Source organism: Actinomadura sp. WMMA1423 (genome assembly GCF_006547145.1).
In the GTDB taxonomy this organism is placed as follows: Bacteria; Actinomycetota; Actinomycetes; order Streptosporangiales; family Streptosporangiaceae; genus Spirillospora.
In genome coordinates this window covers 2,837,260-2,859,579 of sequence record NZ_CP041244.1, presented here as the reverse complement: position 1 = coordinate 2,859,579, position 22,320 = coordinate 2,837,260, and the positions used below count along the sequence as shown (strand labels likewise).

The 22,320-nt window shown below is 74.0% G+C and carries 22 protein-coding genes; 9 read left to right on the top strand and 13 right to left on the bottom strand.

From position 1 onward, the window contains the following. Window positions 1–22: 22 nt before the first annotated feature. Together FKD65_RS13260 and FKD65_RS13255 are read left to right on the top strand one after the other, a co-directional pair. Entirely contained in the window at window positions 23–250 is a 228-nt protein-coding gene (locus FKD65_RS13260) for a hypothetical protein (RefSeq protein ID WP_141577795.1), read from the top strand. Window positions 251–266: 16 nt separating this feature from the next. After that, entirely contained in the window at window positions 267–809 is a 543-nt protein-coding gene (locus FKD65_RS13255; RefSeq protein ID WP_141577794.1) for a hypothetical protein, read from the top strand. 209 nt (window positions 810–1,018) lie between these two features. Here FKD65_RS13255 and FKD65_RS13250 read toward each other — a convergent pair whose 3' ends face one another. From FKD65_RS13250 to FKD65_RS13230, 5 genes are all read right to left on the bottom strand, one after another. Continuing rightward, window positions 1,019–1,204, bottom strand: coding sequence for a hypothetical protein (locus FKD65_RS13250; protein ID WP_141577793.1), 186 nt, complete (start codon window positions 1,202–1,204; stop codon window positions 1,019–1,021). Window positions 1,205–1,332: 128 nt separating this feature from the next. Continuing rightward, complete coding sequence (locus FKD65_RS13245; RefSeq protein WP_240810123.1) at window positions 1,333–3,189, bottom strand: endonuclease/exonuclease/phosphatase; 1,857 nt, start codon at window positions 3,187–3,189, stop codon at window positions 1,333–1,335. Between the two features lie 88 nt (window positions 3,190–3,277). Continuing rightward, window positions 3,278–3,937, bottom strand: coding sequence for a GPP34 family phosphoprotein (locus FKD65_RS13240; protein ID WP_141577792.1), 660 nt, complete (start codon window positions 3,935–3,937; stop codon window positions 3,278–3,280). A 296-nt stretch (window positions 3,938–4,233) separates the two neighbouring features. Then, a complete protein-coding gene (locus FKD65_RS13235; RefSeq protein WP_141577791.1) occupies window positions 4,234–5,319 on the bottom strand; it encodes a Zn-dependent alcohol dehydrogenase in 1,086 nt (361 codons plus the stop codon). A 67-nt stretch (window positions 5,320–5,386) separates the two neighbouring features. Next, window positions 5,387–5,578 (bottom strand): ferredoxin, encoded by a 192-nt coding sequence (locus FKD65_RS13230; protein ID WP_141577790.1) that lies wholly within the window; start codon window positions 5,576–5,578, stop codon window positions 5,387–5,389. 232 nt (window positions 5,579–5,810) lie between these two features. Here FKD65_RS13230 and FKD65_RS13225 point away from each other — a divergent pair, with 232 nt between their 5' ends. After that, complete coding sequence (locus FKD65_RS13225) at window positions 5,811–6,482, top strand: class I SAM-dependent methyltransferase (protein WP_141586794.1); 672 nt, start codon at window positions 5,811–5,813, stop codon at window positions 6,480–6,482. Between the two features lie 64 nt (window positions 6,483–6,546). On the opposite strand, the gene FKD65_RS13220 is transcribed toward FKD65_RS13225, so the two are convergent. The 7 genes from FKD65_RS13220 to FKD65_RS13190 form a co-directional block, all read right to left on the bottom strand. Next, window positions 6,547–7,662: a prenyltransferase gene (locus FKD65_RS13220; protein WP_141577789.1), complete on the bottom strand. Its 1,116-nt coding sequence runs from the start codon at window positions 7,660–7,662 to the stop codon at window positions 6,547–6,549. After that, complete coding sequence (locus FKD65_RS13215) at window positions 7,652–8,413, bottom strand: class I SAM-dependent methyltransferase (protein ID WP_205718831.1); 762 nt, start codon at window positions 8,411–8,413, stop codon at window positions 7,652–7,654. The genes FKD65_RS13220 and FKD65_RS13215 overlap by 11 nt, the downstream gene beginning before the upstream one ends. Window positions 8,414–8,454: 41 nt before the next feature. Next, entirely contained in the window at window positions 8,455–9,738 is a 1,284-nt protein-coding gene (locus FKD65_RS13210; RefSeq protein ID WP_141577787.1) for a glycosyltransferase family 4 protein, read from the bottom strand. A 28-nt stretch (window positions 9,739–9,766) separates the two neighbouring features. Further along, window positions 9,767–11,002, bottom strand: a complete 1,236-nt coding sequence (locus FKD65_RS13205) for a cytochrome P450 (RefSeq protein ID WP_141577786.1) — start codon at window positions 11,000–11,002, stop codon at window positions 9,767–9,769. 45 nt (window positions 11,003–11,047) lie between these two features. Then, on the bottom strand, window positions 11,048–12,319 hold the full coding sequence (locus FKD65_RS13200) for a cytochrome P450 (protein WP_141577785.1): 1,272 nt from the start codon (window positions 12,317–12,319) through the stop codon (window positions 11,048–11,050). Between the two features lie 169 nt (window positions 12,320–12,488). Further along, entirely contained in the window at window positions 12,489–13,478 is a 990-nt protein-coding gene (locus FKD65_RS13195; RefSeq protein WP_141577784.1) for an MBL fold metallo-hydrolase, read from the bottom strand. A 177-nt stretch (window positions 13,479–13,655) separates the two neighbouring features. After that, window positions 13,656–14,816 (bottom strand): steroid 3-ketoacyl-CoA thiolase, encoded by a 1,161-nt coding sequence (locus FKD65_RS13190; protein WP_141577783.1) that lies wholly within the window; start codon window positions 14,814–14,816, stop codon window positions 13,656–13,658. A 238-nt stretch (window positions 14,817–15,054) separates the two neighbouring features. On the opposite strand from FKD65_RS13190, the gene FKD65_RS13185 reads away from it, so the two are divergent. Continuing rightward, window positions 15,055–15,444: a hypothetical protein gene (locus FKD65_RS13185; RefSeq protein WP_141577782.1), complete on the top strand. Its 390-nt coding sequence runs from the start codon at window positions 15,055–15,057 to the stop codon at window positions 15,442–15,444. Here FKD65_RS13185 and FKD65_RS13180 read toward each other — a convergent pair. Next, the gene (locus FKD65_RS13180) at window positions 15,441–16,652 is read right to left on the bottom strand and encodes a cytochrome P450 (protein WP_240810122.1); all 1,212 of its coding nucleotides are present in this window, start codon (window positions 16,650–16,652) and stop codon (window positions 15,441–15,443) included. The genes FKD65_RS13185 and FKD65_RS13180 overlap by 4 nt on opposite strands. Window positions 16,653–16,842: 190 nt before the next feature. On the opposite strand from FKD65_RS13180, the gene FKD65_RS13175 reads away from it, so the two are divergent. Genes FKD65_RS13175 through FKD65_RS13155 form a run of 5 tightly spaced genes read left to right on the top strand, consistent with a single transcriptional unit; the run spans window position 16,843 to window position 22,281 of the window. Then, window positions 16,843–17,844, top strand: a complete 1,002-nt coding sequence (locus tag FKD65_RS13175; RefSeq protein ID WP_141577781.1) for a 3-oxoacyl-ACP synthase III family protein — start codon at window positions 16,843–16,845, stop codon at window positions 17,842–17,844. 2 nt (window positions 17,845–17,846) lie between these two features. Continuing rightward, complete coding sequence (locus FKD65_RS13170; RefSeq protein WP_141577780.1) at window positions 17,847–18,629, top strand: glycosyltransferase family 2 protein; 783 nt, start codon at window positions 17,847–17,849, stop codon at window positions 18,627–18,629. A gap of 16 nt (window positions 18,630–18,645) precedes the next feature. Continuing rightward, window positions 18,646–19,839 carry a cytochrome P450 gene (locus FKD65_RS13165; protein ID WP_141577779.1) on the top strand — a complete coding sequence of 398 codons (1,194 nt, stop codon included), beginning with the start codon at window positions 18,646–18,648 and terminating at the stop codon, window positions 19,837–19,839. Further along, window positions 19,836–21,341, top strand: coding sequence for a class I adenylate-forming enzyme family protein (locus tag FKD65_RS13160; RefSeq protein WP_141577778.1), 1,506 nt, complete (start codon window positions 19,836–19,838; stop codon window positions 21,339–21,341). The genes FKD65_RS13165 and FKD65_RS13160 overlap by 4 nt, the downstream gene beginning before the upstream one ends. A 13-nt stretch (window positions 21,342–21,354) precedes the next feature. Beyond that, window positions 21,355–22,281 (top strand): NAD(P)-dependent oxidoreductase, encoded by a 927-nt coding sequence (locus tag FKD65_RS13155; RefSeq protein WP_141577777.1) that lies wholly within the window; start codon window positions 21,355–21,357, stop codon window positions 22,279–22,281. The last annotated feature ends 39 nt before the right edge of the window (window positions 22,282–22,320 follow it).

Here is a 22,320-nt window from a genome sequence, read left to right as displayed (position 1 = left end):
ATGTCAGCCTAAGCTGACGAACATGACGTCCGTGAGGGACCTGGCGGAGGCCGCCGACGGCGCGGACCCCGCGACCGGGCTCGCCGCCGTGGCCGCGCTGCGCAGGCTCGCCGACGAGCTGGAGGCGCTGCACGTCGGCAACGCGCGGGCGCGGGGGTGGTCCTGGCAGGCGATCGCCGACGCGCTCGGGGTGCGGCGCCAGTCCGTCCACAAGAAGCACGCGGCGCGGTCGGCCGAGGAGGGGCGATGAGGATCGGGAGGGCGCTGTGACGATGCTCGGCAGGTTCACGCCGGAGGCGCGGCGGACGATCGTGCGGGCCGGGCGGCTGGCCGCGGAGGCGGGGCGGCCCGCGCTCGGCGACGCCTTCCTCCTGCTCGCGCTGGCCGAGGCCCGGCCGGTCGGCGCCTCCGCCGGTGACCTGCGGCGCGAGGTCGGGGCCCCGGAGGGCCGGGACCGGGCGCTGCTCGCGGTGCTCGGCATCGACGCCGACGAGGTGCGTCGGCGGGCGCGCGAGGCGACGGCGACGCGGCCGGACGATCCCGCGCTGTGGACGCTGCGGCGCTCACCGCTGCGGCCGCTGAGGGTCACGCTGTCGGGGCCGGGTGCCGCGATGGTGCTGGACGGGAGCGGGCGGAAGGCCGTCGAGGTCGCGCTGTGGACCTGCCGCCGCTCCCGCCGGGCGCGGGCCGGTCATGACGACCTGCTGCGGGGCCTCCTCGCGGACGGGGCCGGCGAGGCGGTGGGGGTCCTCAGGAGGCTCGGGGTCGACGTCGGGGAACTGTGGGCGGGGTCGCGCGGGGCGGCGTGACGGTCAGCCGTTGCAGCCGCAGGAGCAGCCCTTCGCGCACGAGCATCCGCCGCCATGTCCGCAACTACAGTCTTTTTTGGTCATGAGCGGAAAGTAACGTTTGGTGCACTGCGCGGTCTATGGCCGGAGCGGCGACGTGCACCTGTCGTGCTGGACACAGGCCGCCCCGCGGCGGGGGAGCGGGGCGGCCCGTGCCCGGTTCGGGGGGATCAGAATTCGATGTGGAAGTCCACGCCGAGCAGCACGAGGACCCACAGGAAGATCGCCAGCAGCGCGCTGATGATCTTCGCTACCAGGCCCTCGTCGATGTAGCCGCGGTCCCAGGCGATGAACACGCCGATGATCAGGTAGATGAGGCCGAACAGGCTGATGTGCGGCCGATATCGGGTCGCCATGGAAGGCGTCTCCTCCCGGTGGGGGGTTGTGCCGATCGGACGCTGCCCCGCCGGTCGAGGAAAAAACCTCGGAGGTGTTCCGGACGTTACCGGGCCGTACTTTTTGGCAGCGCCCAAAATCGGGGCCGCTATCCGCGGGCCGGCGCGAAGCGCACGACCGTGGGGTCGCGGTCGCTCGCGCGGTCGGCGAACTCCGCGTTGCGGTGCACGATGTCGAACTCGTGCCGCGCCCTGCGCAGCGACGGGCTCAGCAGGATGTGGTCGAGATCCTCGGCGTTGCCGCCGGTGATCGCCGTGTAGCGGTCGCGCGCGGGCAGTTCGGCGGGCAGGTCGGTGAGGCCCGCGCCCGCGGCGAGGGTGCGGACCGGCGCGGACTCCGCGCGGTCGCCGAGGTCGCCCGCCACGATCACGCGGGCCCGCGCGTCCACCTTCCGGACGGAGTTCACGAAACCCGCGACCACGCGGGCCTGCGCGTCCCTGCGCCACTGGGTGGGCTGTTCGGGCGGCTGCCGGCGGCCGAAGAGCGGCTGGTCGTCGCCGGTGCGGGGGAACCACTGGTTCACCACGACGATGATGCGGTTGCCCCGCCAGGTCAGCTCCCCGGCGACGGGCTTGCGGGTGCCGGCCCACGCGGCGTCGCCCGGGGAGATCCGCCCGGGGCTCAGCGTGAGCCCGGCCGTGCCGCCGCGCGGCACGGCCCTGACCGGGGTGACGGCCGGATCCGGCCGCGCGGGCGGTTCGTCCGGGACGGGCTCCGACAGCGACGGGCGGTCCACGAACGCGAGACCGCGGTCGGTGCGGAACAGGAACCCCACCCGGTCGTTGGCGCCCTTGCGGCCGCCGTCGGCGTTGTCGCGCGGGTCGACCGAGCGCCAGTCGTAGGCGGGGCCGCCCGCCGCGCTGATCGCCGTGATCAGCTGCGCGACGCTCTGGTCGTCGGCCACGGTGCCGTCGTCGTCCGCGCCGCTGTTGTCGCCGAGCCCGCTCACCGCGACGAGGTCGGGGGAGCGCAGGCCGTCCACGATGTCGCGCGCCGCGGCGTCGAACCGCGCGGCCGGGGCGTCGGGGTTCAGCCCGTCGAGCCCCGCGGTGGCGACGGCCAGCTCGCCGGGACGCTGCGCCCGGGTCGTCTCGCGGGCGAGCCCGCCGGCGGCGCGCCGCGGCGTCGCGGTCAGCAGCAGCTTGTAGTCGCCGAAGGAGTAGTCGAGGACGCCGCCGTTCGCGCCGGGCAGCCGGTCGCCGACGTCCATGCCGGGCAGCGGGGCGAGCGCGTCGTCGAGGACGACCCGCTCGGGGTTGGCGTCGCCGTCGCGCAGCAGGACGCCGCCGCGGGCCGTCCGCGGCCCGGCGCCCGCGCCGCGCGAGGGCAGCACGGGCAGCTCGCCGTAGCGGGACGGGCCCGCCGCGACGGCGTCGCGGAGTTCGAGCCGCATGCCTTCGAGCGACTCGTAGAAGTCCAGGGCGTCGCGGCGGGGGTCGAACGCGCCGCCGCGCTCCACGTCTCCGCGCCCGTGGTCGACCACGCCGGGGGCCCTGCGCCCGCCCGGCCCGAGCACGGTGGCCGGCGGCGGCGGCGCGCCGTGCGCGTCGACCGCGGTGGCGGTCGCGTCGATCTCCGTCCGGGTGAGGCCGCCGGACGAGCGGCCGTCCGGCCGGAACTCGCTGACCCTGCCGTCCACCCGGACCGCGTCGCCGACCGCCGCCTGCGGCCTGGTCCGGGTGAAGACGAAGACGCCCTCCGACGTCGCCGGATTCCTGTCGGGGCGCAGGTCCTGCATCCAGAACCCGTTGGTGGTCACCGCCGTCACGACCCCCGGCACCCGGGCGACCGCGGCCCCGTTCAGGGGTGAGATGTGCGCGGCGCCCTGGATGTCATGGATCCGCACGGCCCGGGACGCGGCCTGCGCCGCGGCGGCCGGGACGAGGGGAGCGAGGAGCCCCACAGTGATCGCCGCCGTGGCCGGGAGCCTCCGCAGACCGTGCACCAACGCGCTCCATGACCGACTAGCCGCCCGACCGAACAGACATGGATCATACGCGTGCGGCGGGGCCGCGGAGGCGGTACCGGAAGGCTCAGCCGGTCGCGGCGATGGTCGTGGTGGTGATCACCGCGACCATCGCCGCTTCGGCGCCGTCCACGGCGCGCCGGACCGCCGGGGAGACCCACTGCCCCTCGGCGATCTCCTTCATGCGCGTCTCGGTCCGGCGGCGGTCGCCGCCGCCGAACGCCAGCTTCCGCAACCGCGCTCCGTGCAGCAGCGCGACCAGCGCGGCGGTCCGCTCGTCGGGGGACCGCCCGTGCTCCACCACGGCCTCCAGCCTGTCCCGCAGCTCCCGCTCCGCGGCGCCGTCGGCCTCCGGGTAGCGGCTGACGGAGAAGATCCCGAGGACCTTCTTCTTCTCCTCGCGCACCAGCCCGCGGTCGATGAGGGACTGCCGCGCACCCTTCACGCCGGTCTTGCGCGCGTGCTCGATCACCTTCTTGACCTTCGGCGCCTCGCCCCGCTCCGCGAGGTCGGCCAGTTCGGCGTCCAGGTACGGCACCCCCACCGGGCTCGGATCCCGCACGTGGACGCGCTCGTCCTCGACGTCGATCCGCCCGGCGAGCGCCAGGTCCACGACCATGGCGCCCGCCACCGCCCACTGCACACGGGACGGCTCCTTGGCGTCGCCCTTCTCGTCGTCCAGCGAGAGCAGCATGACTTCTTCGGCGAGCGTCATCGGGGGAGTCATGCAAATGATCTCCCCCGACACCCCCAGGTCAAACGACCACCACCAGCCCGAGCCCATCTCAGCACTAACCTCAGCCCCCGCCGCAACGCCCCAACGGCCTCAATGGTCGCGATCGCGTCCGAAGGCAGATTCGAGCGAAGCAAGAATCTGATCGCGCAGCGAGCCTTTAGGCGAGCCGGAGCGATGCTAGCGATCGCCCGCAGTGCCCGACGATGGAGGGCCGCCAGGCCCGAAGGAGGAGGGCACTGCCATGAACACAGCAGGGCCGCCAGGCCCGAAGGAGGAGAGAAGGGCAATTAAAACAACACCACTTGGCGGATGACTTCGCCGTTGGTGAGGGCGCGGACGGCGTCGTTCAGGTCCTCGAAGGCGATCCGGCGGCTGATGAGGCCGTCGATGTCGAGCTTGCCGGCGCGCCAGAGGTCGACGAAGAGCGGGATGTCGCGCTTGAGGTCGCAGCCGCCGTACAGGGACGCCTTCAGGCTCTTGCCGTCGAACAGCAGCGCGAACGCGTTCTGGCTCCAGTCGTCGTCGGCGGCGCCGGCGCCGACCACGATGACGTCGCCGCCGCGCCGGGTGGCGTTCCACGCCGTGGTGATCGCCACCGACCTGCCGACGACCTCGAAGGTGTAGTCGAAGCCCGCGCCGCCGGTGAGCAGGCCCTTGGCCTCGTCCAGGTCGTCCAGCGTGGCGGTGTGGGTCGCGCCGAACTGCTTGGCGGCGGAGTGCTTGGCCTCGTTCGGGTCGATCGCGAGGATGGTCGAGGCGCCCGCGATCCTCGCGCCCTGGATGACCGAGAGGCCGACGCCGCCCGCGCCGACCACCGCGACCTTGGAGCCCGGCGCGACCTTCGCCGTGTTGAACACGGCGCCGACGCCGGTGGGGATGCCGCAGCCGAGCAGGGCCGCGTACTCGAACGGGATGTCCTCCGCGATCTTGATCACGCCGCGGCGGGGCAGCACGATCTCCTCCGCCCAGGTGCCGGTGCCCGCCATGCCGAAGGCGGGGCTGCCGTCACCGAGCTTGAAGCCCGGCTCGGAGAACGACTGCGCGAGGTAGGTCATGCACAGGTACGGCTCGCCGCGCAGGCACTCGGCGCACTCCCCGCAGTCGGGGGTCCAGTTGACGACGACGTGGTCGCCCGGCTGGACGCCGGTCACCCGGTCGCCGACCTCCGCCACGACCCCGGCCCCCTCGTGGCCGATGACCGTCGGCATCGCCGACGGCAGCACGCCGGTCATGGTGGACAGGTCGGAATGGCAGACCCCGGTCGCCTTGATCCTGACCTTCACCTGGTCGGGGCCAGGATCGATCGTCGAGACGTCGTCGCGCAGGTCGAGTTCCTTGTCGCCGACCGCATGCAGTACCGCGGCGCGTGCCATGGCTGCCTCCTGAGCTGTTACCGGTGGTTCTGGGGCGGGTTGAACGGGGGGCGGGGCAGCCGTCCGGCTACTCCTCCAGCGTCAGCGCGGCCTTCGGGCACGACCGCACCGCGTGCCGGACGCGGTCCTGCTCCTCGGGCGGGACGTCCGGGCGCAGGATCTGCAGCTCGTCGTCGTCGGTGAGGTCGAACACCTCGGGTGCGAGTCCGACGCACACGGCGTTCGCCTCGCACACCAGCGGGTCGACTCGTACTCTCATCGTCTGCTCCGTTCGAGGGGACACACCCGTCAACCTACCGAATATCGTTCGGAAACGGGTGGCTCACCTCGAAAGTAGAACACGTTCCACTCTGGTCCGGCAAGACTCGGTGTGAGACTCGCGTCTCACCCACCCGATGTCGGATATGGTGCCCCGACGGAGGAGATCGATGACCCACACCAAGGCGTCCACCGGACCGGGGACGACCAGCGACGACGCGGCCCCGGCGCCGATGCCCGCCGAGTTGCTGCGCGCGGCGCGCGGAGCCAAGGGCTTCATGCCGGAGGACGAGGGCCTCGCCCTCTACGAGACGGCCCTGGAGTACGGCGGCCGCCTGGCCGCGACCGGGCCCATGCTGGAGGTCGGCACCTACTGCGGCAAGTCCGCCGTGTACCTCGGGACCGCCGCCAGGATGGCGGGCACCGTCCTGGTCACCGTCGACCACCACCACGGCTCGGAGGAGAACCAGGCGGGCTGGGAGCACCACGACCCGTCCCTGGTCGACCCGAGCACCGGCCGGATGGACACCCTCCCCAAGTTCCGCAAGACGATCTGCGCCGCCGGGCTGGAGGACGAGGTCGTCGCCATCGTCGGGCAGTCCCGCACCGTCTCGGCGTTCTGGCGGACGCCCCTGGCGCTGCTGTTCATCGACGGCGGCCACGCCGAGGAGCACGCGCGGGGCGACTACGAGGGCTGGGCGCCGCACGTCGCCGTCGGCGGGGTCCTCGTGATCCACGACGTCTTCCCCGACCCCAGGGACGGCGGTCAGGCGCCCTACCGCCTCTACCAGCGGGCGCTGGCCAGCGGCGCGTTCGAGGAGCGCCGCGCGGAGGGCTCGCTGCGCGTCCTGGAACGCGTCAGCGACACCGACCCCGTCTCACCCGCCCGGACCGAGACCGCCTGAGCGAGCACGTCCGCGCTGTGAACCTCACCGGACCCGCCTGACCGCGTCCCCGACCGGGGGCCGGTCAGGCGCGGTTGGCGGCCGCGACGAGCGCGCAGCCGCACGCCAGCGGGTCGGACGCCTCGGAGGGCCCGAGCGGCCGCCCCGCGATCTCCTTGAACAGCCGCGCGCCGGGCGAGGCGTCCGCCAGGGCGTCCGCCGCCAGGATCACCGCCGCCGCGGTGTAGGTGGAGCGGTCCCCGGGGAAGTGGCGCTCGTTCTCGAACTGCCAGCCCGTCCAGTACGAACCGTCCTCGTGCCGGAGGTGCTGGATGGTGGTGAACAGCTCCAGCGCGCGGTCGCGGTCGCCCGCGGCGTCCAGCGCCAGCACCAGCTCGCAGCTCTCCGCCGCGGTCACCCACGGCTGGTCCGACACGCAGCGGCAGCCGAGGCCCGGCACCACGAAGGCGTCCCAGCCCTCGGCGAAGCGGCGCGCCGCGTCCGCGCCGCGGACGGGCCCGCCGAGCACCGGGTAGTACCAGTCCATCGACCAGCGGCTCTTGTCGGCGAACGCCTCCGGGTGCGCGGCCACCACGTGCCCGAGCTGGTCGGCGGCGAGCTCCCAGTCCGGCTGGTGCTCGCCGAGCCGCTCGGCCAGCGCGACCGCGCAGCGCAGCGACTGGTAGATGGACGAGCAGCCGGTCAGCAGGGCGTGGTCGGACGGCTCGCCGTCCTCGTGCCGGATCCAGATGATCTCGCCGCGCCCGGTCTGGAGCCCGAGCGTGAAGTCGATCGCCCGCCGGACCGCCGGCCACATGTGCCGGGCGAAGTCCTCGTCGCCGGTCGCCAGCAGCTCGTGCCAGACGCCCACCGCGACGTAGGCGGCGTGGTTGGACTCGCCGCCCGGCTCGGTGACCTCGCCCAGCACCCACTTCGCGGGCCACGACCCGTCCGGGCGCTGGACGCCGCGCAGCCACTCGTAGGCCCGCCTGGCCTCCGCGCCGAGCCCGGCGACCGAGAGGGCCATCGCCGCCTCGACGTGGTTCCAGGCGTCCACGTGGCCGGGGACGCCGTGCGTCGGCGAGAACCACGGGATCGCGCCGGACGGCTCCTGCTGGGCCGCGATGCTCCGCGCGGTGGCGACGAGGTCGTCCGCCGTCAGGACGCCGGGAACGGAGGGCGGCGCGGTCTCAGACCGCATCCGCCGTCTCCCTGGCCGGGGCCGCCGGCGCGTCCGGCGCCGCGGGCTTGGCGAAGTAGACGACGACGCTCTTGCCGATCAGCGGGTTCATCACGCGCTCGGCCAGCCGGGTCGCGAGCGGCCGCTTCATGATGTCCCAGACGAGGATCTGGTGGTAGGCCTTGGCGAGCGGGTTGCCGTCGTTGTCCACCCCCACCGCGCACTTGATCCACCAGTAGGGGGCGTGCAGCCCGTGCGCGTGGTGGTGGGGGCCGACCCTGAAGCCGACCGACTTCAGCTTGGCCTCCAGCTCGGCGCGGGTGTAGATCCGCACGTGCCCGCCGGGGGCGGTGTGGTAGTCCTCCGACAGGGCCCAGCAGACCCGCTCGGGCAGCCAGCTCGGCACGGTCACCGCGAGCCTGCCGCCCGGCTTGAGGACGCGCAGCAGCTCCCGCATCGCCCGCATGTCGTCGGGGATGTGCTCCAGCACCTCGGACGCGACGATCGCGTCGAAGTGGTCGTCGGGGAACGGCAGGTCGAGCGCGTCGCCCTGCACGGTCTCGGCGGTCGCGTCCTCGGGCACCTGGCCTTCGAGGCGCATGGCCCCGAACATCTTGTCGACGCCGGACAGCTCACCGGCGTCCTGGTCGAAGGCCACGACGTGCGCACCCCGCCGGTACAGCTCGAAGGCGTGCCGTCCGGCGCCGCATCCCATGTCGAGGACGCGGTCTCCAGGGGAGACGCGGAACCGCTGGAAATCCACGGTCAGCAGGGTCGTGCTCCTTCCGATCAGAGGGCGTCAGAGCGACGCTCTCACTTGCCCTTGCGCGCGGCCAGGCGCCGGTAGTTCTGCTGGGTGATGGCCGCGCGGTAGTGCTCCACGGTGGCCTGCGCCACGGCGGGCCAGGCGAACCGCTCCTGGACGCGCGCGAGGCCGGCGGCTCCCGCCCGCGCACGCTCCTCGGGGGAGTCGTGCAGGCGGTGCAGGGTCGCGGCCAGTTCCTCCACGTCGCCCGGCTCGACCAGGATCCCGGCGTCGCCGACGACCTCGGGCAGCGCGCCGGCGCGGCTCGCCACCAGCGGCGTCCCGGACGCCATGTGCTCGACGGCCGGCAGCGAGAAGCCCTCGTAGCGCGACGGCACGACGGCGGTCTCCGCGGACGCCAGCAGCTCGCCCAGCTCGCCGTCGCTGATGCCGCTGACGAAGCGGACCCGCTCGCCGAGCGCCAGGTCGCGGACGAGTCGCTCGGTCGGGCCGTCCTTGCGCGGCCGGCTGACCACGATGACGTGGACGTCCCGCTCGGTGGCGAGCTTGGCGACCGCGCGCAGCAGCACGTCCACGCCCTTGATCGGGGCGTCGGCGCTCGCCATCGCGACGATCCGGCCGGGGACGCGCTCGCCGCGCGGGTGGAAGATCCGGGTGTCGACGCCGAGGGGCAGGATCTCGATGTCGCGAGGGTCGACCTTGAAGTCCTTGACGATGTCGACCTTGGAGGACTCCGACACCGTCAGCACCGGGCCGATCCGCCGCGACACCTGCGACTGCATCCCCACGAACCCGTACCAGCGGCGCTTGCCCAGCTTCTGCTTGAGGCCGCGGGCGGCCTCAATGTCGATCCGCCGGTCGACGCTGATCGGGTGGTGGATGCTCGTGACCAGCGGCAGCCCCAGCCGGGTGATGCCGAGGTTGCCGAGGCCGAGGACCTGGTTGTCGTGCACGACGTCGAAGTCGCGGCGCCGCCGCCGCAGCAGCCGCAGGGCGCGCAGGCTGAAGGTCAGCGGCTCGGGGAAGCCGCCGGTCCTCATGTGCGCGAACTCCAGGACGTCCAGCCAGTCGCGGAACTCGCCGAGGGCCGGGGTGCGGAAGGGGTCCTCGTCCCGGTACAGGTCCAGGCTCGGGAGCTTGGTGAGGGTGATCTCCTCGCGGTCGAGCTCCGGATACGGCTGGCCGGAGACGACCTCCACGGTGTGCCCGAGGTCGACCAGCTCCCGGCTCAGGTGCCGGAGGTAGACGCCCTGCCCGCCGCAGTGCGGCTTGCTGCGGTACGAGAGCAGGGCCACCCGCAACGGACCGCCCGCCTCGCCTGCCTCACCCACGCCATCCCCTGCCCACGCACCACTCCCGTCAGTCGAGGGACGCCGGACGCACCCGTACCGGCATCTCCTTTACACCATTGATGAAACTAGACCTTAGCCTGCGAACGTTACCGCTGAGTTCAATATTGGGCATGGCGTCCAAGAGTGTTTCGAAAAGCACACTCAGCTCAAGCCGGGCGAGATGGGACCCGAGGCAGAAGTGCGGGCCGCCGCCCCCGAACCCGATGTGCGGGTTCGGGTCCCGTCCCACGTCGAAGCGGTACGGGTCGGCGAACACGGCCTCGTCGCGGTTCGCGGAGGAGTAGAACACCACCACCTTGTCGCCCTCGGCGATCTTCCGGCCGCGGATCTCGGTGTCCCGGACGGCCGTCCGCCGGAACATGTTGACCGGGGTGACCCAGCGGACGATCTCGTCCGCCGCGGTCCGGACGAGGGACGGGTCGGCCTTCATCCGCTCCCACTGGAGCGGGTGCTCCAGCAGCGCGTGCATGCCGCCGGACGCCGCGTTGCGGGTGGTCTCGTTCCCGGCCACCGACAGCAGCATCACGAACAGCTCGAACTCGTCCCCGGTGAGGACCTCGCCGCCCGCGTCCGGCTGGAGCAGCCTGGTGACGATGTCCTCGCGCGGGTTCTCCCTCCGGTCGGCGGCCAGCTCGTTGGCGTAGGCGTACAGCTCGGTGGCCGCCTGCTGGCCCTCCTCCGGCGTCCGCTGGAACTCCGGGTCGTCCCCGCCGATCAGCGTGTTCGACCAGTGGAAGATCTTCTCCCGGTCCTCGGGCGGCGCCCCGAGCAGCTCGCAGATCACGTACAGCGGCAGCGGCGCCGCCAGGTCGCGGACGAAGTCGGCCTCCTCCCCCCGTTCGGCGGTCTCGGCCACGAGCAGCCGGCAGATGTCGCGGATGTGCTGCTCCAGGGCGCCGATCGCGCGGGGCGTGAAGCCCCGGTTGACGATGCTCCGCTTGCGCGAGTGCTCCGGCGGGTCCTGGTTGAGCATCATCATCCGCTGCAGGACGAGGTGCTCCTCGGTCGTCTCGTCGAACAGCGCCAGCCGCCGCCACGACGAGAAGACCTCCGGATGCCGCGACACGTGCACGACGTCCTCGTGCCGGGTGATCGCCCAGAACGGGGGGTAGCCCCGCTCCGGGTCGCCGTGGTGGCGGAACACCGGCTCGTGCTCGCGCAGCCACGCCAGCTGCCCGTGCGGGACGCCGCTGTGCTCGTACGGGCCGGGGTCGACCAGTTCGATGTCGGGGGTGGCGGTCATCTGGTCATCGCCTCGAACCTCCTCGTCCGCAGGGGATGGGCGCCGTCAGCCTCCGAGCGGGGCCGAGGGCGTGAAGCTCACCGGGATCTCCTTGTAGCCGTTGACGAAGTTGGACCGCAAGCGGCGCGGCGTGCCGGCGAGACGGATGTCGGGCATGCGGTCCAGGATCGTCTCGAAGATGATCCGCAGGTTCATGCGCGCGAGGTGCGTGCCGAGGCAGTAGTGCGGGCCGCCGCCGCCGAAGCCGATGTGCGGGTTCGGGTCGCGCCCCACGTCGAAGGCGAAGGGGTTGTCGAAGGCGCGCTCGTCGCGGTTGGCGGAGCCGTAGAACATCACGACCTTGTCCCCGGCCTTGATCTGCTGGCCGCCGATCTCGGTGTCGACCAGGGCCGTCCGGCGGAACTGGTTGATCGGGCTGACCCAGCGGACGATCTCCTCGACCGCCTTCGGCAGCAGGCTGCGGTCCTCCTGCAGCCGGGCCCACTGGTCCGGCCGCTCGAAGAAGGCGATCATGCCGCCGGCGGTGGCGGTCCGGGTGGTCTCGTTCCCGGCGATCGACAGCATGATCACGAACAGCTGGAACTCCTCCGGGCTGATCCGGTTGCCGTCGGCGTCGGGCGTCAGCAGCTTGGTCACGATGTCGTCGCGCGGCGTGGACTCGCGCGCGGCGGCCAGCTGCCCGCCCCACTCGGCGAACTCGGCGGCGCACAGGGTCGACTCCTCGCGGCCGCCGATGAACTCGGGGTCGTTGAACGCGACGAGCTTGTTCGACCAGTGGAAGATCTTCTCGCGGTCCTCCAGCGGGGCGCCGAGCAGCTCGCAGATCGTGTACAGCGGCAGCGGCGCCGCGAACCGCTCGACGAAGTCGCACTCGCCGAGCGGGGCGGCCTCGTCGATCAGCTCGTTGCAGATCCCCCGGATGTGCTGCTCCAGCCGCCCGATCATCCGGGGGGTGAAGCCCTTGTTGACCAGGGAGCGCAGCCGGGTGTGGCTCGGCGGGTCCTGGAACAGCATCATCTGCCCGTACATGGCGATGTCGTCGCTGGAGAACTCCTCGAACATCGAGGTCCGCTCGTGCGAGGAGTAGGGGTCGGCGCGGCGCGAGACCGAGACGACGTCCTCGTGCCGCGTGATGGCCCAGAAGCCGGGGACGCCGTCGTTGGGGTCCGGGTGCCAGTGGACGGGGTCGTTGTCGCGCAGCCACTGGAACTGGCGGTGCGGGATCCCGCCGCGCTCGTAGACGCCCGGATCGATGATGTCGATCTCGGGGGCCCGGAAGGCCCGGGTGGCGGAGTCGGGGGACGTCGCGAGTGCCATGGAAGATCCTTCGTGCCGGGGTGGAGACCACACGAGGCGAGCAGGCCGTTTGAGCGCTTGCTTGGTGCACGCACCTAGAACAGGTTCTAACATGAGACTCCAGTCTCATCAAGAGTCCAGTCCATCAGAGTGACCCACACCGCACCCCGCCGAGGGGGCCTGCGCGGGGTCAGCGGAGCCTGTAGCGCAGAGGGTCGTCGGTGCCCTCGCGGCGGGCGACGCCCCGGGTCTCCAGGGTGCGCAGGTGGGCGGCGGCCTCGGCGGCGGCCATCCGGCGGGCCTGCTGGGCCATCTCCGCCCAGGGGTGGCGCCAGGTGAGGCCGGCGGTGAGGTCCCAGAGGGTGATGGGGCGCGGCGACAGCAGCGCCGCCACCTCCGCGAGGCGCTCCTCGTGGTGGGCGATGATCTCGCGGGCGCGCTCCCCGAGGCCGCGGAAGCGGAACTGGTGGGCGGGCAGGACCTCCTCCACGCCCATGGCCGACACCTTGTCGAGGGAGCCGAGGAAGTCGCTCAGCGGGTCCACGTCCGGGGTGTCGTAGGGGTAGAGGCCGATGTGCGGGGTGATGCGCGGCAGGACGTGGTCGCCGGTGAAGATGCGGTCGCCGTCCTCCAGGTGCAGGCAGATGTGCCCGGGGGAGTGGCCGGGGGTCCAGATGGCGCGCAGCCTGCGGCCCGGCACGTCGACCAGGTCGCCGTCGGACAGCTCGCGGTCGGGGATCGCGGGCGGCGAGACCCGGGCCGGCTGGGTCGGCCCGGTCAGGTCCGACTCGGCCGCGCCGGCGCGGCGCAGCGCGGTCAGCTCGAACGCGCGGCGCCCGCCGTGGCCGACCTCGTTGAAGAGCCGGACGATCCCGGCGTCGGCGTGGTGCATGGCGATCCAGGCGCCGGACGCCTCGCGCACGCGGCCCGCGAGGCCCGAGTGGTCGGGGTGGAAGTGGGTGACGACCACGCCGTGCACGTCGGCGACGTCGATCCCGAACGTGCCGAGCCCGTCGCGCAGGGACGCCCAGGCGTCCTCGTGCTGCCAGCCCGCGTCGATCAGGACGGGCCCCCGGGGGCTCTCCACCGCGTACACCAGCGTGTAGGCGAGGGGGTTGTCCGGGATGGGGACGGGAACGCTCCACAGCCCGCCGCCGAGGTCCTCAGGTTCCGGCTGCACCGAGACCGCCTTTCGCGCCTGTCGCGGTCCGGCCCGTCACGGGGCGGACCTGCCGTGGTCGAAGGCCCCGGCCGCTGCGACCGGGGCCCGTGGTCCCGCCCTCGCGGGCCGCCGTGCCTCCAGGATGCCCTCTCCGGGACGCCCCGCAGGTCAGGACGCCTGCCAGAGCCGCTCCGGTCAGAGCCGCTCCAGGATCGTGGCGGTGGACAGGGCGCCGCCCGCGCACATCGTGACGAGGGCCGTGCCCGCGTCGCGGCGCTCCAGTTCGTGCAGCGCGGTGGTGATCAGCCGCGCGCCGGTGGCGCCCACCGGGTGCCCGATCGCGATGGCACCGCCGTTGACGTTGACCCGGTCCATGTCGGGCTTGTGCACCGCCGCCCAGGACAGCACGATCGACGCGAAGGCCTCGTTGATCTCGGTGATGTCGATGTCGCCCATCGTCATGCCGGACCGCTGGAGGACGCGCTCGGTCGACTGCACCGGGCCGTCCAGGTGGTAGTACGGCTCGCCGCCGACGAGGGCCTGCGTCCGGATGCGGGCGCGCGGCCGCAGGCCGAGGGCCCGCGCCTTCTCCTCCGACATCAGCAGGACGGCGGCGGCGCCGTCGGAGATCTGCGAGGAGGTGCCCGCCGTGTGCAGGCCCTCGGGGCCGAGGACGGGCTTGAGCCTGGCGAGCCCGTCGGCGGTCGTCTCGCGCAGGCCCTGGTCGCGGGTGACCTCGCGGGTCTCGCCCGTGACGTTGCCCTCGGCGTCCAGGACGGGGGCGGTGACGGGGGCGATCTCGCGGTCGAAGCGGCCGTCGGCCCAGGCCTTGGCGGCGAGCTGCTGCGAGCGGGCGCCGAACGCGTCGAGGTCGGCCCGGGTGATGCCGCGGCGGGCGGCGATCCGCTCGGCGGCCTCGAACTGGTTCGGCAAGTCGAGCGACCAGTCGTCCGGCCGCGGGTTGGCGGGCAGGACGTTGCTGCCGAGCGGGGCGCGGCTCATGACCTCGACGCCGCAGCCGATCGCGACGTCCACGACTCCGGCGGCGATCTGGGACGCGGCGAGGTGGACGCCCTGCTGCGAGGAGCCGCACTGCGCGTCGATCGTGGTGACGCCTGCCTGCCACGGCAGCCCGGCGTACAGCCAGGAGTAGCGGCCGACGTGCCCGCCCTGCTCGCCGGCCTGCGTGACGCAGCCCGCGAAGACCTGCTCCACCTCGGCGGCGTCGATGCCGGAGCGTTCGACGGCGGCGTTCAGGGCGTGCGCGAGGACGGCCATCGGCTTCAGGCCCGCGAGCCAGCCGCCACGCTTGCCGAGCGGCGTGCGCACCGCCTCGACGATCACCGGGGTACCCATGCGGTCTCCTTCTAGAACACGATTCGCCTTTGACTGTAACGTGTTCTAACTTTTCGGGGAAAGGGTGGTCCCGGTGAGAGGGATCCGGCACCGGCCACCCGGTTCCCCTGCGCCTCCCGGCCGGGCCGGTGGCGGGGACGGCGCCCCGGACGGCGCTCCGCCGGGACGCGGGCGCGGGGCGGCGTCGGCCGCGTCGACTAGCCTGGGGCACGACGATCCCCCCGGCGCCGGAGAGCCCATGGCCGCAGATTTCGACGAGCCCGTGTTCGACGAGGACTTCGTCAGGAGCGCCGTGTTCACCGAACCTTCCGCGCGCGAGCGCGCCCGGCCGCCGAGCCGGCGCGAGCGGCGGCGGGCGCACCGGGCCGCACGGCGCGCCCGTGGCCGGGGCCCCCTGCTGCGCCGGCGGGGCGGCGATCCGAGCCACCGGAGCGCGGTGCTCCAGGTCATCGGCGGCGTGCTGGTGCTGTTCGCGATCTCCTTCGCGCTCTGGTGGTGGAACTCCGCCCCGCGCGACGAGGAGCCGGCGCGGCCGGTCGGCCCGACGATCACGAACTCGCCGACGCCCGCCCCGACCCCGACCGCCCCGGACAGGAGCGCCCCGCCGACCGAGATCCCCGAGGTCTAACCTCCGCGAAGGCCCGGAGGGGGCTGGGCGAGGCGCACCCGCAGTTCGGCGTACGACGGGACGAGCACGCGGCGGGCCGGGCGGCGGGACACCACCCGGTACGGGCGGCCGGAGGCGAGCAGGGTCTCCAGCATCCGGGCCACCTGGACGCGCGCGACGGCGGCGCCGAGGCACAGGTGGCGGCCGCCGCCGAACCACAGCTGCCGCGTCTCGGGCACGTACTCGCGGCGGACGTCGAACGGCCCGGCGGCGCCGGCCGCCCGGTAGGTCAGCAGCAGGACCCGCTCGCCCGCGCGCAGCCGCCGCCCCCCGACCTCCGCGTCGCGGGTGACGTGCCGCCCGATCACCGGCGCCGGGGCCGCGACGCGCAGCCCCTCGCGCACCGCGCCGCCGGTCAGCGACGGGTCGTCCAGCAGTGCCCGCTGCCCCCCGCTGTCGTGCAGCAGCGCGGCGGTGCGGACGGTCCCCGACGCCCCGGTCTCCGTCCCGGCGATCACGAGCAGGGTGGCCAGGCCGCGGCCGAGCGGCAGGCCGAGGCCCATCTCGCGGCAGCGGCCGAGCAGGGTGTCGGGCCCGGCCGTCCGGTAGGCGTGCGGGACGCCGGCGGTGATCTCGTCCACGATCGCGCGGGCCCGCGCGAGGACCGCCGGGTCGAGGTCGGTGGAGGCGGTCGTGCCGAGCGCCAGCCGGGCGAGGCGCTCCCCGGCGGCGAAGAGCCCCCGGTAGGCGGTGTCCGCCCGGCCGGCGGGCAGGCCCAGCAGGTCGGCGACCATGCGCCCGGCCAGGACGCGGGCCGCGTCGGCGACGTCCACGGCCGCCCCGGAGGCGAGGCGGGAGGCGAGCGCGGCGTGCGTCCGCCCTTGGGAACGCTCCACCAGGGCCCGCGCGGCGTCCTCGGTGAACAGGTCCCGGGCGCGGGTGCGGACCTCGGCGTGCGTGGCCCCGCCGAAGAACCGGCCCATCTCGTCCCCGAACAGCTGCGTCCAGAGGTGGCCGACGCCGCCCTCGCCGTTCATGCCGAAGCGCGCGTGGTCGTTGAGGACCTGCCGCGCGAGGACGGGGTCGGTCACCACCCATCCGAGCCTCGGCACGCGGACGATGGGGCCCGTGTGGCGCGCCGCCTCCAGGAGGGCGAAGAGGCCGGGGTTCGCCGCCCACAGCAGCCGTGCCTCGTTGCGTGCCGCGATCGCGGTCTTCGTGCTGGTCACCCGCCGATTGTGGCGGTAGGTGGAACCGGGCGGAAACGCGGTATCCCCCAAATAGGGCTAAGTGGCAGTACTCACGGCGAACCGGGTACAACGCCCGGTCGGGGATGCGTAGGGTGCCTCTCACCGGGAGCGCCCGCGGCCCGCGAGGCTGGCCGGACACCGAGCACCAGGAACCGGGGGACCCGAGCCCATGAGAGCCCGCATCACCGCCGTCGCCGCGCACCTGCCCGACCGGACGGTCAGCAGCGCCGAGGTCGAGGCCCGCGTCGCGGCCGAGAGCGACGGGTACCGGCCGCACCCGACGATCGTCGAGCGGATGACCGGCATCCGCGCCCGGCACGTCATGGAGGACGGCGAGCAGGCGTCCGACCTCGCTGTGGCCGCGGCCCGCCGCGTCCTCGCCGAACGCGCGCTCGAACCGGCCGGCCTCGACCTGCTGGTCTTCGGGTCGGCGTCGCAGGACGTCGTGGAGCCCGCCACCGCGCACATCGTCGCCGCCAAACTCGGCGCGACCTGCCCCGTCTTCGACGTCAAGAACGCCTGCAACAGCTTCCTCAACGGTCTCCAGACGGCGGACGCGCTGATCCGCACCGGGCAGCACGAGCGCGTGCTCGTCTGCACGGGGGAGAGCCCGTCCCGCGCGATCCGCTGGAAGGTGCGCGACCGCGCCCAGTTCGTCGACGCGTTCGCCGGCTACACCCTCTCCGACGGCGGCGCCGCCATGCTCGTGGAGGCCGCCCCGGACGGGGGGATCTTCTACCGCGACTTCGCCGCCGTCTCCAGCGCCTGGGAGGTCGGGACGCTCCCGGGCGGCGGCTCGATGCACCCGCGCGACCCCGAGTTCACCTACTTCAGCGGGGACGGGCGGCGGCTGAAGGACGCCTTCCTTTCGACCGGCCCGGAGATCTTCACCACCGCGCTCGCCAAGACCGGCCTGACCTGGGCGGACTTCGCGGTCGTCGGCGTCCACCAGGTGACGCTGCCGTACCTGGAGACGCTGCGCTCGATCCTCGGCGTCCCGCCGGACCGCCTCGTCGTCACGCTGCCCGAGCACGGCAACGTCGCGTCCGCGAGCCTGCCGCTGCAGATCGCCACCGCGCTCGCCGAGGGGCGCTGCGGCCCCGGCGACAGGATCGCGCTGGTCGGGCTCGCCGGCGGTGTCAGCCTCGGCGTCATGTTCGCGGAGCTGTGACGATGACGTCGAACCCGGAGAGACCGGACCCGGCGAACCTCTGGATCGTCGTCCCCGCCTTCAACGAGGAGCGCTCGATCGGCGCGACCCTGCGCCGGCTCGCCGAGCAGACCGACACCGGCTTCACGCTCGCCGTGGTCGACAACGGCAGCACGGACGCCACCGCCACCGTCGTCAAGCAGTTCGCGGCGGACGCCGCGGCGTTCGACGTCCGGATCGTCCACGAGCCCGAGAAGGGGACCGGCGCCGCGGCCGACACCGGCGTCCGGCACGCGATCAGCGCCGGGGCCACCCACGTCGCCCGCACCGACGCCGACTGCCTGCCGCACCCCGGCTGGGTCGCGGCGGTGAAGCGGGCGTTCGGCGACGGCCTGGAGATGGTGTCCGGGCCGCTGCTGCCGCGCACCGACGAGTTCCCCCTGAAGTTCTGGGAGCGCCGCCTGCTGCCCGCCGTCATCGACGTCGCGGCCCTCTTCGGGCGCCTGCGCCCCGGCAACCAGGACCCGTTCTACCTCGGCCCCTACGTGATGATGCCGGGCTGCAACCTCGCGATCACGGCCGACCTGTACGAGCGGGCGGGCGGCTTCCCCCGCACCCGCATCGAGGACGTCCACGAGGACCGCGCGCTGGTCAACCGCGTCCGCTACGTGACCGACGCCTACGGGCTGCGCGACGACGTCGTCGTCTACGGGTCCGTGCGCCGGCTCCGCGCGTTCGGCCTCGTCAGGACGCTCGGCTGGTACGCCGACCACCGGTACCGCCCCGACGTCGTCGACATCCGTTGAGCAGGGGGGACATCCGATGAACTGGGAGGAGCGGCTCTACCTGACCGCGCACCCGGTCGCCTACCCGTTCCTGCGCGGGCTCGCCCGGCGCGGACCGGTCGTGCGGGTGCCCGGGGTCGGGGTGGTCGTGAACGACGCCGTCGCCGCCCGCGAGGTCCTCCTGGACGGCGAGACGTTCCGCAAGGACGGCCCCGGCTCGCCCGGCGACCTGTGGACGCCGGTCCTCGGGCCGTCCGTCCTGCTCAACATGGAGGGCGAGGCGCACCGCGCCCTCCGCCGCCGCCTGACCGACCTGTTCGTCCCGTCCTACACCGAGGCGCTGTGCGCCCGGGTCCTCGCCGGACCCCTGGCCGACCTGGCGGACCGCCTGCGGCGCGGCGCGGCCGTCGACCTGGTGGACGCCGCGCGGACCATGGCCGGGACGGTGATCGGCGAGGTCATCGGGCTGGAGGGCGGCACCGAGGCCGCCTACCGGGACCTCTTCGAGCAGGGCGAGCGGATCGTCTCGATGGTGTCGCTGCGCACCCGGCGGCTCTCCCCCGCCCGGGTCCGGCGCGCCCGCGCGGTGCTCGACCCGCTCGGCGACATCGCGGCGAAGTCCTACGCGGCGGGGGACGAGTCCACGGTGATGGGCCGGATGCGGGCCCTCGGGCTGTCGGAGGACGAGGCCCGCGGCGCCGCCGGCGCGTTCTTCCTGACCGGCACCGAGACCGTCGCCACGCTGCTGCCGCGCCTGATCGCCCTGCTCGCCGACCACGGGCAACTCGACCGCGTCGCGCGGGACGGCGCCCTGCTCGACCGGGCCGTCGAGGAGGCGATGCGGGTCGCGACGCCGACGCCCGTCATGCTGCGCAGCGTGCACCGTGCGGCCGAGGTCGGGGGCGTCGCGATCCGCCCCGGCGACCGGGTGCTCATCGCCACCCACAACTGCTGCCGCGCCTACGGCCCGTTCGACCTGGACCGCCCGCACCCGCCCGAACTGCGCCGCCTGTGGTTCGGGGCCGGGCCGCACTTCTGCATCGGCTACCCGCTGGCCATGGCGCAGATCCGCCTGGTCGCCCGGACGCTGCTGGACGCCGCGCCGCTCGGGGTCACCCGCCGGGCCGCCGCCCGGAACGTCCTGATCCCGACCTACCGTCAGCTGATCGTCCGATCCGAGCGCCTCCCGGAAGGCTCCGAACAACCCCGGAAAGGCAGGGCGGCGGCATGACGCTCGTCCGGCGGCTCCTCGACCAGGCGGCGCGCACCCCCGGCGCCGTGGCCCTGATCTCCGGGGACGGCACGGAACTGACCTACGGGGAGCTGCGGCGGCAGGTGCTGGCCGTCCGGCACGGCCTGCTGTCCGGCGGGCTCGCCGCGGGCGACGGCGTGCTGTTCTCGGTGCGCCCCTCGCCGGAGTCGCTCGTCCTCGCGCTCGGCGTGGTCGCGGCCGGGGGAGTGGTCGTGTTCGCCGACCCGGGCGCCGGGCCCGAGATGTTCACCGCGCGGCTGCGGCTGGCGCGTCCCCGCTGGTCGGCGGCGGAGTCGGTGCTGTACGCGGGCAGCCGGCTGCGACCCGTCCGGGCGTACGCGCGGCGGCGCGGGCTGCTCCTGCCGAACCTCGCCGACCTGCGGGTCCCCGGCGAGGGCCCGATGCGCCACATCCGCGTCGGGCGGCGGCTGCCGGGCGTGCCCCGGGACGCGCTGCCGTTCGCGCGCCTGGCGCGGGGCGAGGCGCCCGAGCCGGACCGCGAACCCGACCCGGACGCGCCCGCCGCCGTGATCTTCACCTCGGGGACGACGGCGGCCCCGCGCGCGGTCGTCCACACGCAGGCGTCGCTGGCGGCGGCGCTCGAGCTGTTCCGCTCCCGGCTCCCGCTCGGCCCGGGGGACGTCGTCCACACCGACCAGCTCATGCTCGGCCTGCCGACGCTGATCGCTGGCGCCCGCTGGTCGATGCCGCCGCTGTTCTGCGCTCCCGCCGACTTCGCGCGGCTGATGCGCGAGCGGGGGGCCACGCACACGTTCTGCGTCCCCGTCCACCTGGCCGAGGTCCTGGACGCGAGCGGTGAGCTGCCGCCCTCCGTCCGGTACGTGCTGCTCGGCGCGGCGCCCGCGCCCCCGGCCGTCCTCCGGCAGGCGATCGAGGCCGCCCCCTCCGCGGAGGTCCTGTCGGTGTACGCGATGACGGAGATCCTGCCCGTGGCGATCGCGTCCGCGCGCGAGAAGCTCGCCCACGCCGGGCCGGGCGACCTGCTCGGCGCTCCGCTGCCGGGCGTCGGCGCCCGCCTGGCCGAGGACGGGGAGCTGCTGCTCTCCGGCCCCAACCTCTGCCGCGGATACCTCGGCGCGGAACCCCTCTCCGAGCTGCCGACCGGCGACCTCGCGCGGCTGGACGGCGGCGGGCTCGTCCTGACGGGACGCAAGAAGGACATGCTGATCCGCGGGAAGTTCAACCTCTACCCGGGCCTGTACGAGCCGTCGATCGCCGCGCTGCCGGACGTCTCCGAGGCCGCCATCGTCGGCGTCCCGGATCCCCGGACCGGTGACGAGGAGGTCGTCCTCGCGGTGGTCGGCCCGGGCGACCTCCCCGCCCGGCTGAGCCGCGCCCTCCCGGACGTCATCGACCACGACGCCCTCCCGGACCGCATCGTCGTCCTGGACGAACTGCCCCGTTCCGGCCGCACCCGCAAGCTCGACCGCGACCGGCTCCGGGAACTGGTGGGGCCATGAGGGCGGTGGCATCGTGAGGATCGCGGTCACGGGCGCCTCGGGGTTCGTCGGCGGTGCGGTGTGCCGGGCGCTCGCGTCCGAGGGGGCCACCGTGCTCGCCTTCGGGCGCCGCCCGGCGGTGGACTCCGCCCACGTGGGCGGTGCCGACTACCGGTCATGGGACCTGACGCGAGGCCCCCTGCCGGACACCCCAGCGGTGGACGCGGTCGTCCACTGCGCGGGCAGCGTCACCGACTGGGGGCGCGCGGCCGACCTGTTCGCCGCCAACCTCACCGGCACCCGCAACGCCTTGGCGGGCTTCCCGGGCGCCCGGTTCGTGCATGTCAGCACGGCCAGCGTGTACGACCCGTTCCGTCCGAGCGCCATGGCCCGCGAGGACGAGGCCCCGGTGCGCCGCTACATGAACGCCTACGGCGCCTCCAAGGCCGCCGCCGAGCGGGCCGCCGTCGCCGGCGGCGCGGTCGTCCTGCGACCCCACGCGGTCTACGGGCCCGGCGACACGACGCTCCTGCCGCGCGTCCTGTCCGCCGTGCGGGGCCCGGTCCTGCCCGCCGTCGGGACCGGCCGCCAGCGGGTCAGCCTGACCTCGGTGGGCAACCTCGCGCGCGCCTGCGTCCTGGCCGCGACGGGCCCGGTGGCCTCGGGTGTCTTCAACATCGCGGACGCGGAACCGGTCGCGATCGACGACGCGTTCCGCGCGATCCTGCGCGAGCGCGGCGTCCGGGCCCGGCCCGTCTACGTCCCGGCCCGCGCCGCCCGCCCGCTCGCCGCCGCGGCCGAGGGGGCGTTCCTGCTGGCCCGGCGGCCCGAACCGCCGCGGCTCACCCGCTACGCCATCAGCCATCTCGCCCTGGAGCGCACCCTCGACATCGCCGCCGCACGGGAGGTCCTCGGCTACGACCCCGGCCCGACGTCCTTCGCCGGGGCCGCCGCCTGGTGAGCGTCAACCCGGGGTTGACGATCCAGGGTCGTCAACCTA

What these genes read in the sequence shown, in the direction of transcription:
- FKD65_RS13260 (WP_141577795.1), top strand. Translation starts at nt 23, where the DNA reads ATGACGTCCGTGAGGGACCTGGCGGAGGCCGCCGACGGCGCGGACCCC.
- FKD65_RS13250 (WP_141577793.1), bottom strand. Translation starts at nt 1,204, where the DNA reads ATGGCGACCCGATATCGGCCGCACATCAGCCTGTTCGGCCTCATCTAC.
- FKD65_RS13240 (WP_141577792.1), bottom strand. Translation starts at nt 3,937, where the DNA reads ATGACTCCCCCGATGACGCTCGCCGAAGAAGTCATGCTGCTCTCGCTG.
- FKD65_RS13235 (WP_141577791.1), bottom strand. Translation starts at nt 5,319, where the DNA reads ATGGCACGCGCCGCGGTACTGCATGCGGTCGGCGACAAGGAACTCGAC.
- FKD65_RS13230 (WP_141577790.1), bottom strand. Translation starts at nt 5,578, where the DNA reads ATGAGAGTACGAGTCGACCCGCTGGTGTGCGAGGCGAACGCCGTGTGC.
- FKD65_RS13225 (WP_141586794.1), top strand. Translation starts at nt 5,811, where the DNA reads ATGCCCGCCGAGTTGCTGCGCGCGGCGCGCGGAGCCAAGGGCTTCATG.
- FKD65_RS13220 (WP_141577789.1), bottom strand. Translation starts at nt 7,662, where the DNA reads ATGCGGTCTGAGACCGCGCCGCCCTCCGTTCCCGGCGTCCTGACGGCG.
- FKD65_RS13205 (WP_141577786.1), bottom strand. Translation starts at nt 11,002, where the DNA reads ATGACCGCCACCCCCGACATCGAACTGGTCGACCCCGGCCCGTACGAG.
- FKD65_RS13200 (WP_141577785.1), bottom strand. Translation starts at nt 12,319, where the DNA reads ATGGCACTCGCGACGTCCCCCGACTCCGCCACCCGGGCCTTCCGGGCC.
- FKD65_RS13190 (WP_141577783.1), bottom strand. Translation starts at nt 14,816, where the DNA reads ATGGGTACCCCGGTGATCGTCGAGGCGGTGCGCACGCCGCTCGGCAAG.
- FKD65_RS13185 (WP_141577782.1), top strand. Translation starts at nt 15,055, where the DNA reads ATGGCCGCAGATTTCGACGAGCCCGTGTTCGACGAGGACTTCGTCAGG.
- FKD65_RS13175 (WP_141577781.1), top strand. Translation starts at nt 16,843, where the DNA reads ATGAGAGCCCGCATCACCGCCGTCGCCGCGCACCTGCCCGACCGGACG.
- FKD65_RS13170 (WP_141577780.1), top strand. Translation starts at nt 17,847, where the DNA reads ATGACGTCGAACCCGGAGAGACCGGACCCGGCGAACCTCTGGATCGTC.
- FKD65_RS13165 (WP_141577779.1), top strand. Translation starts at nt 18,646, where the DNA reads ATGAACTGGGAGGAGCGGCTCTACCTGACCGCGCACCCGGTCGCCTAC.
- FKD65_RS13160 (WP_141577778.1), top strand. Translation starts at nt 19,836, where the DNA reads ATGACGCTCGTCCGGCGGCTCCTCGACCAGGCGGCGCGCACCCCCGGC.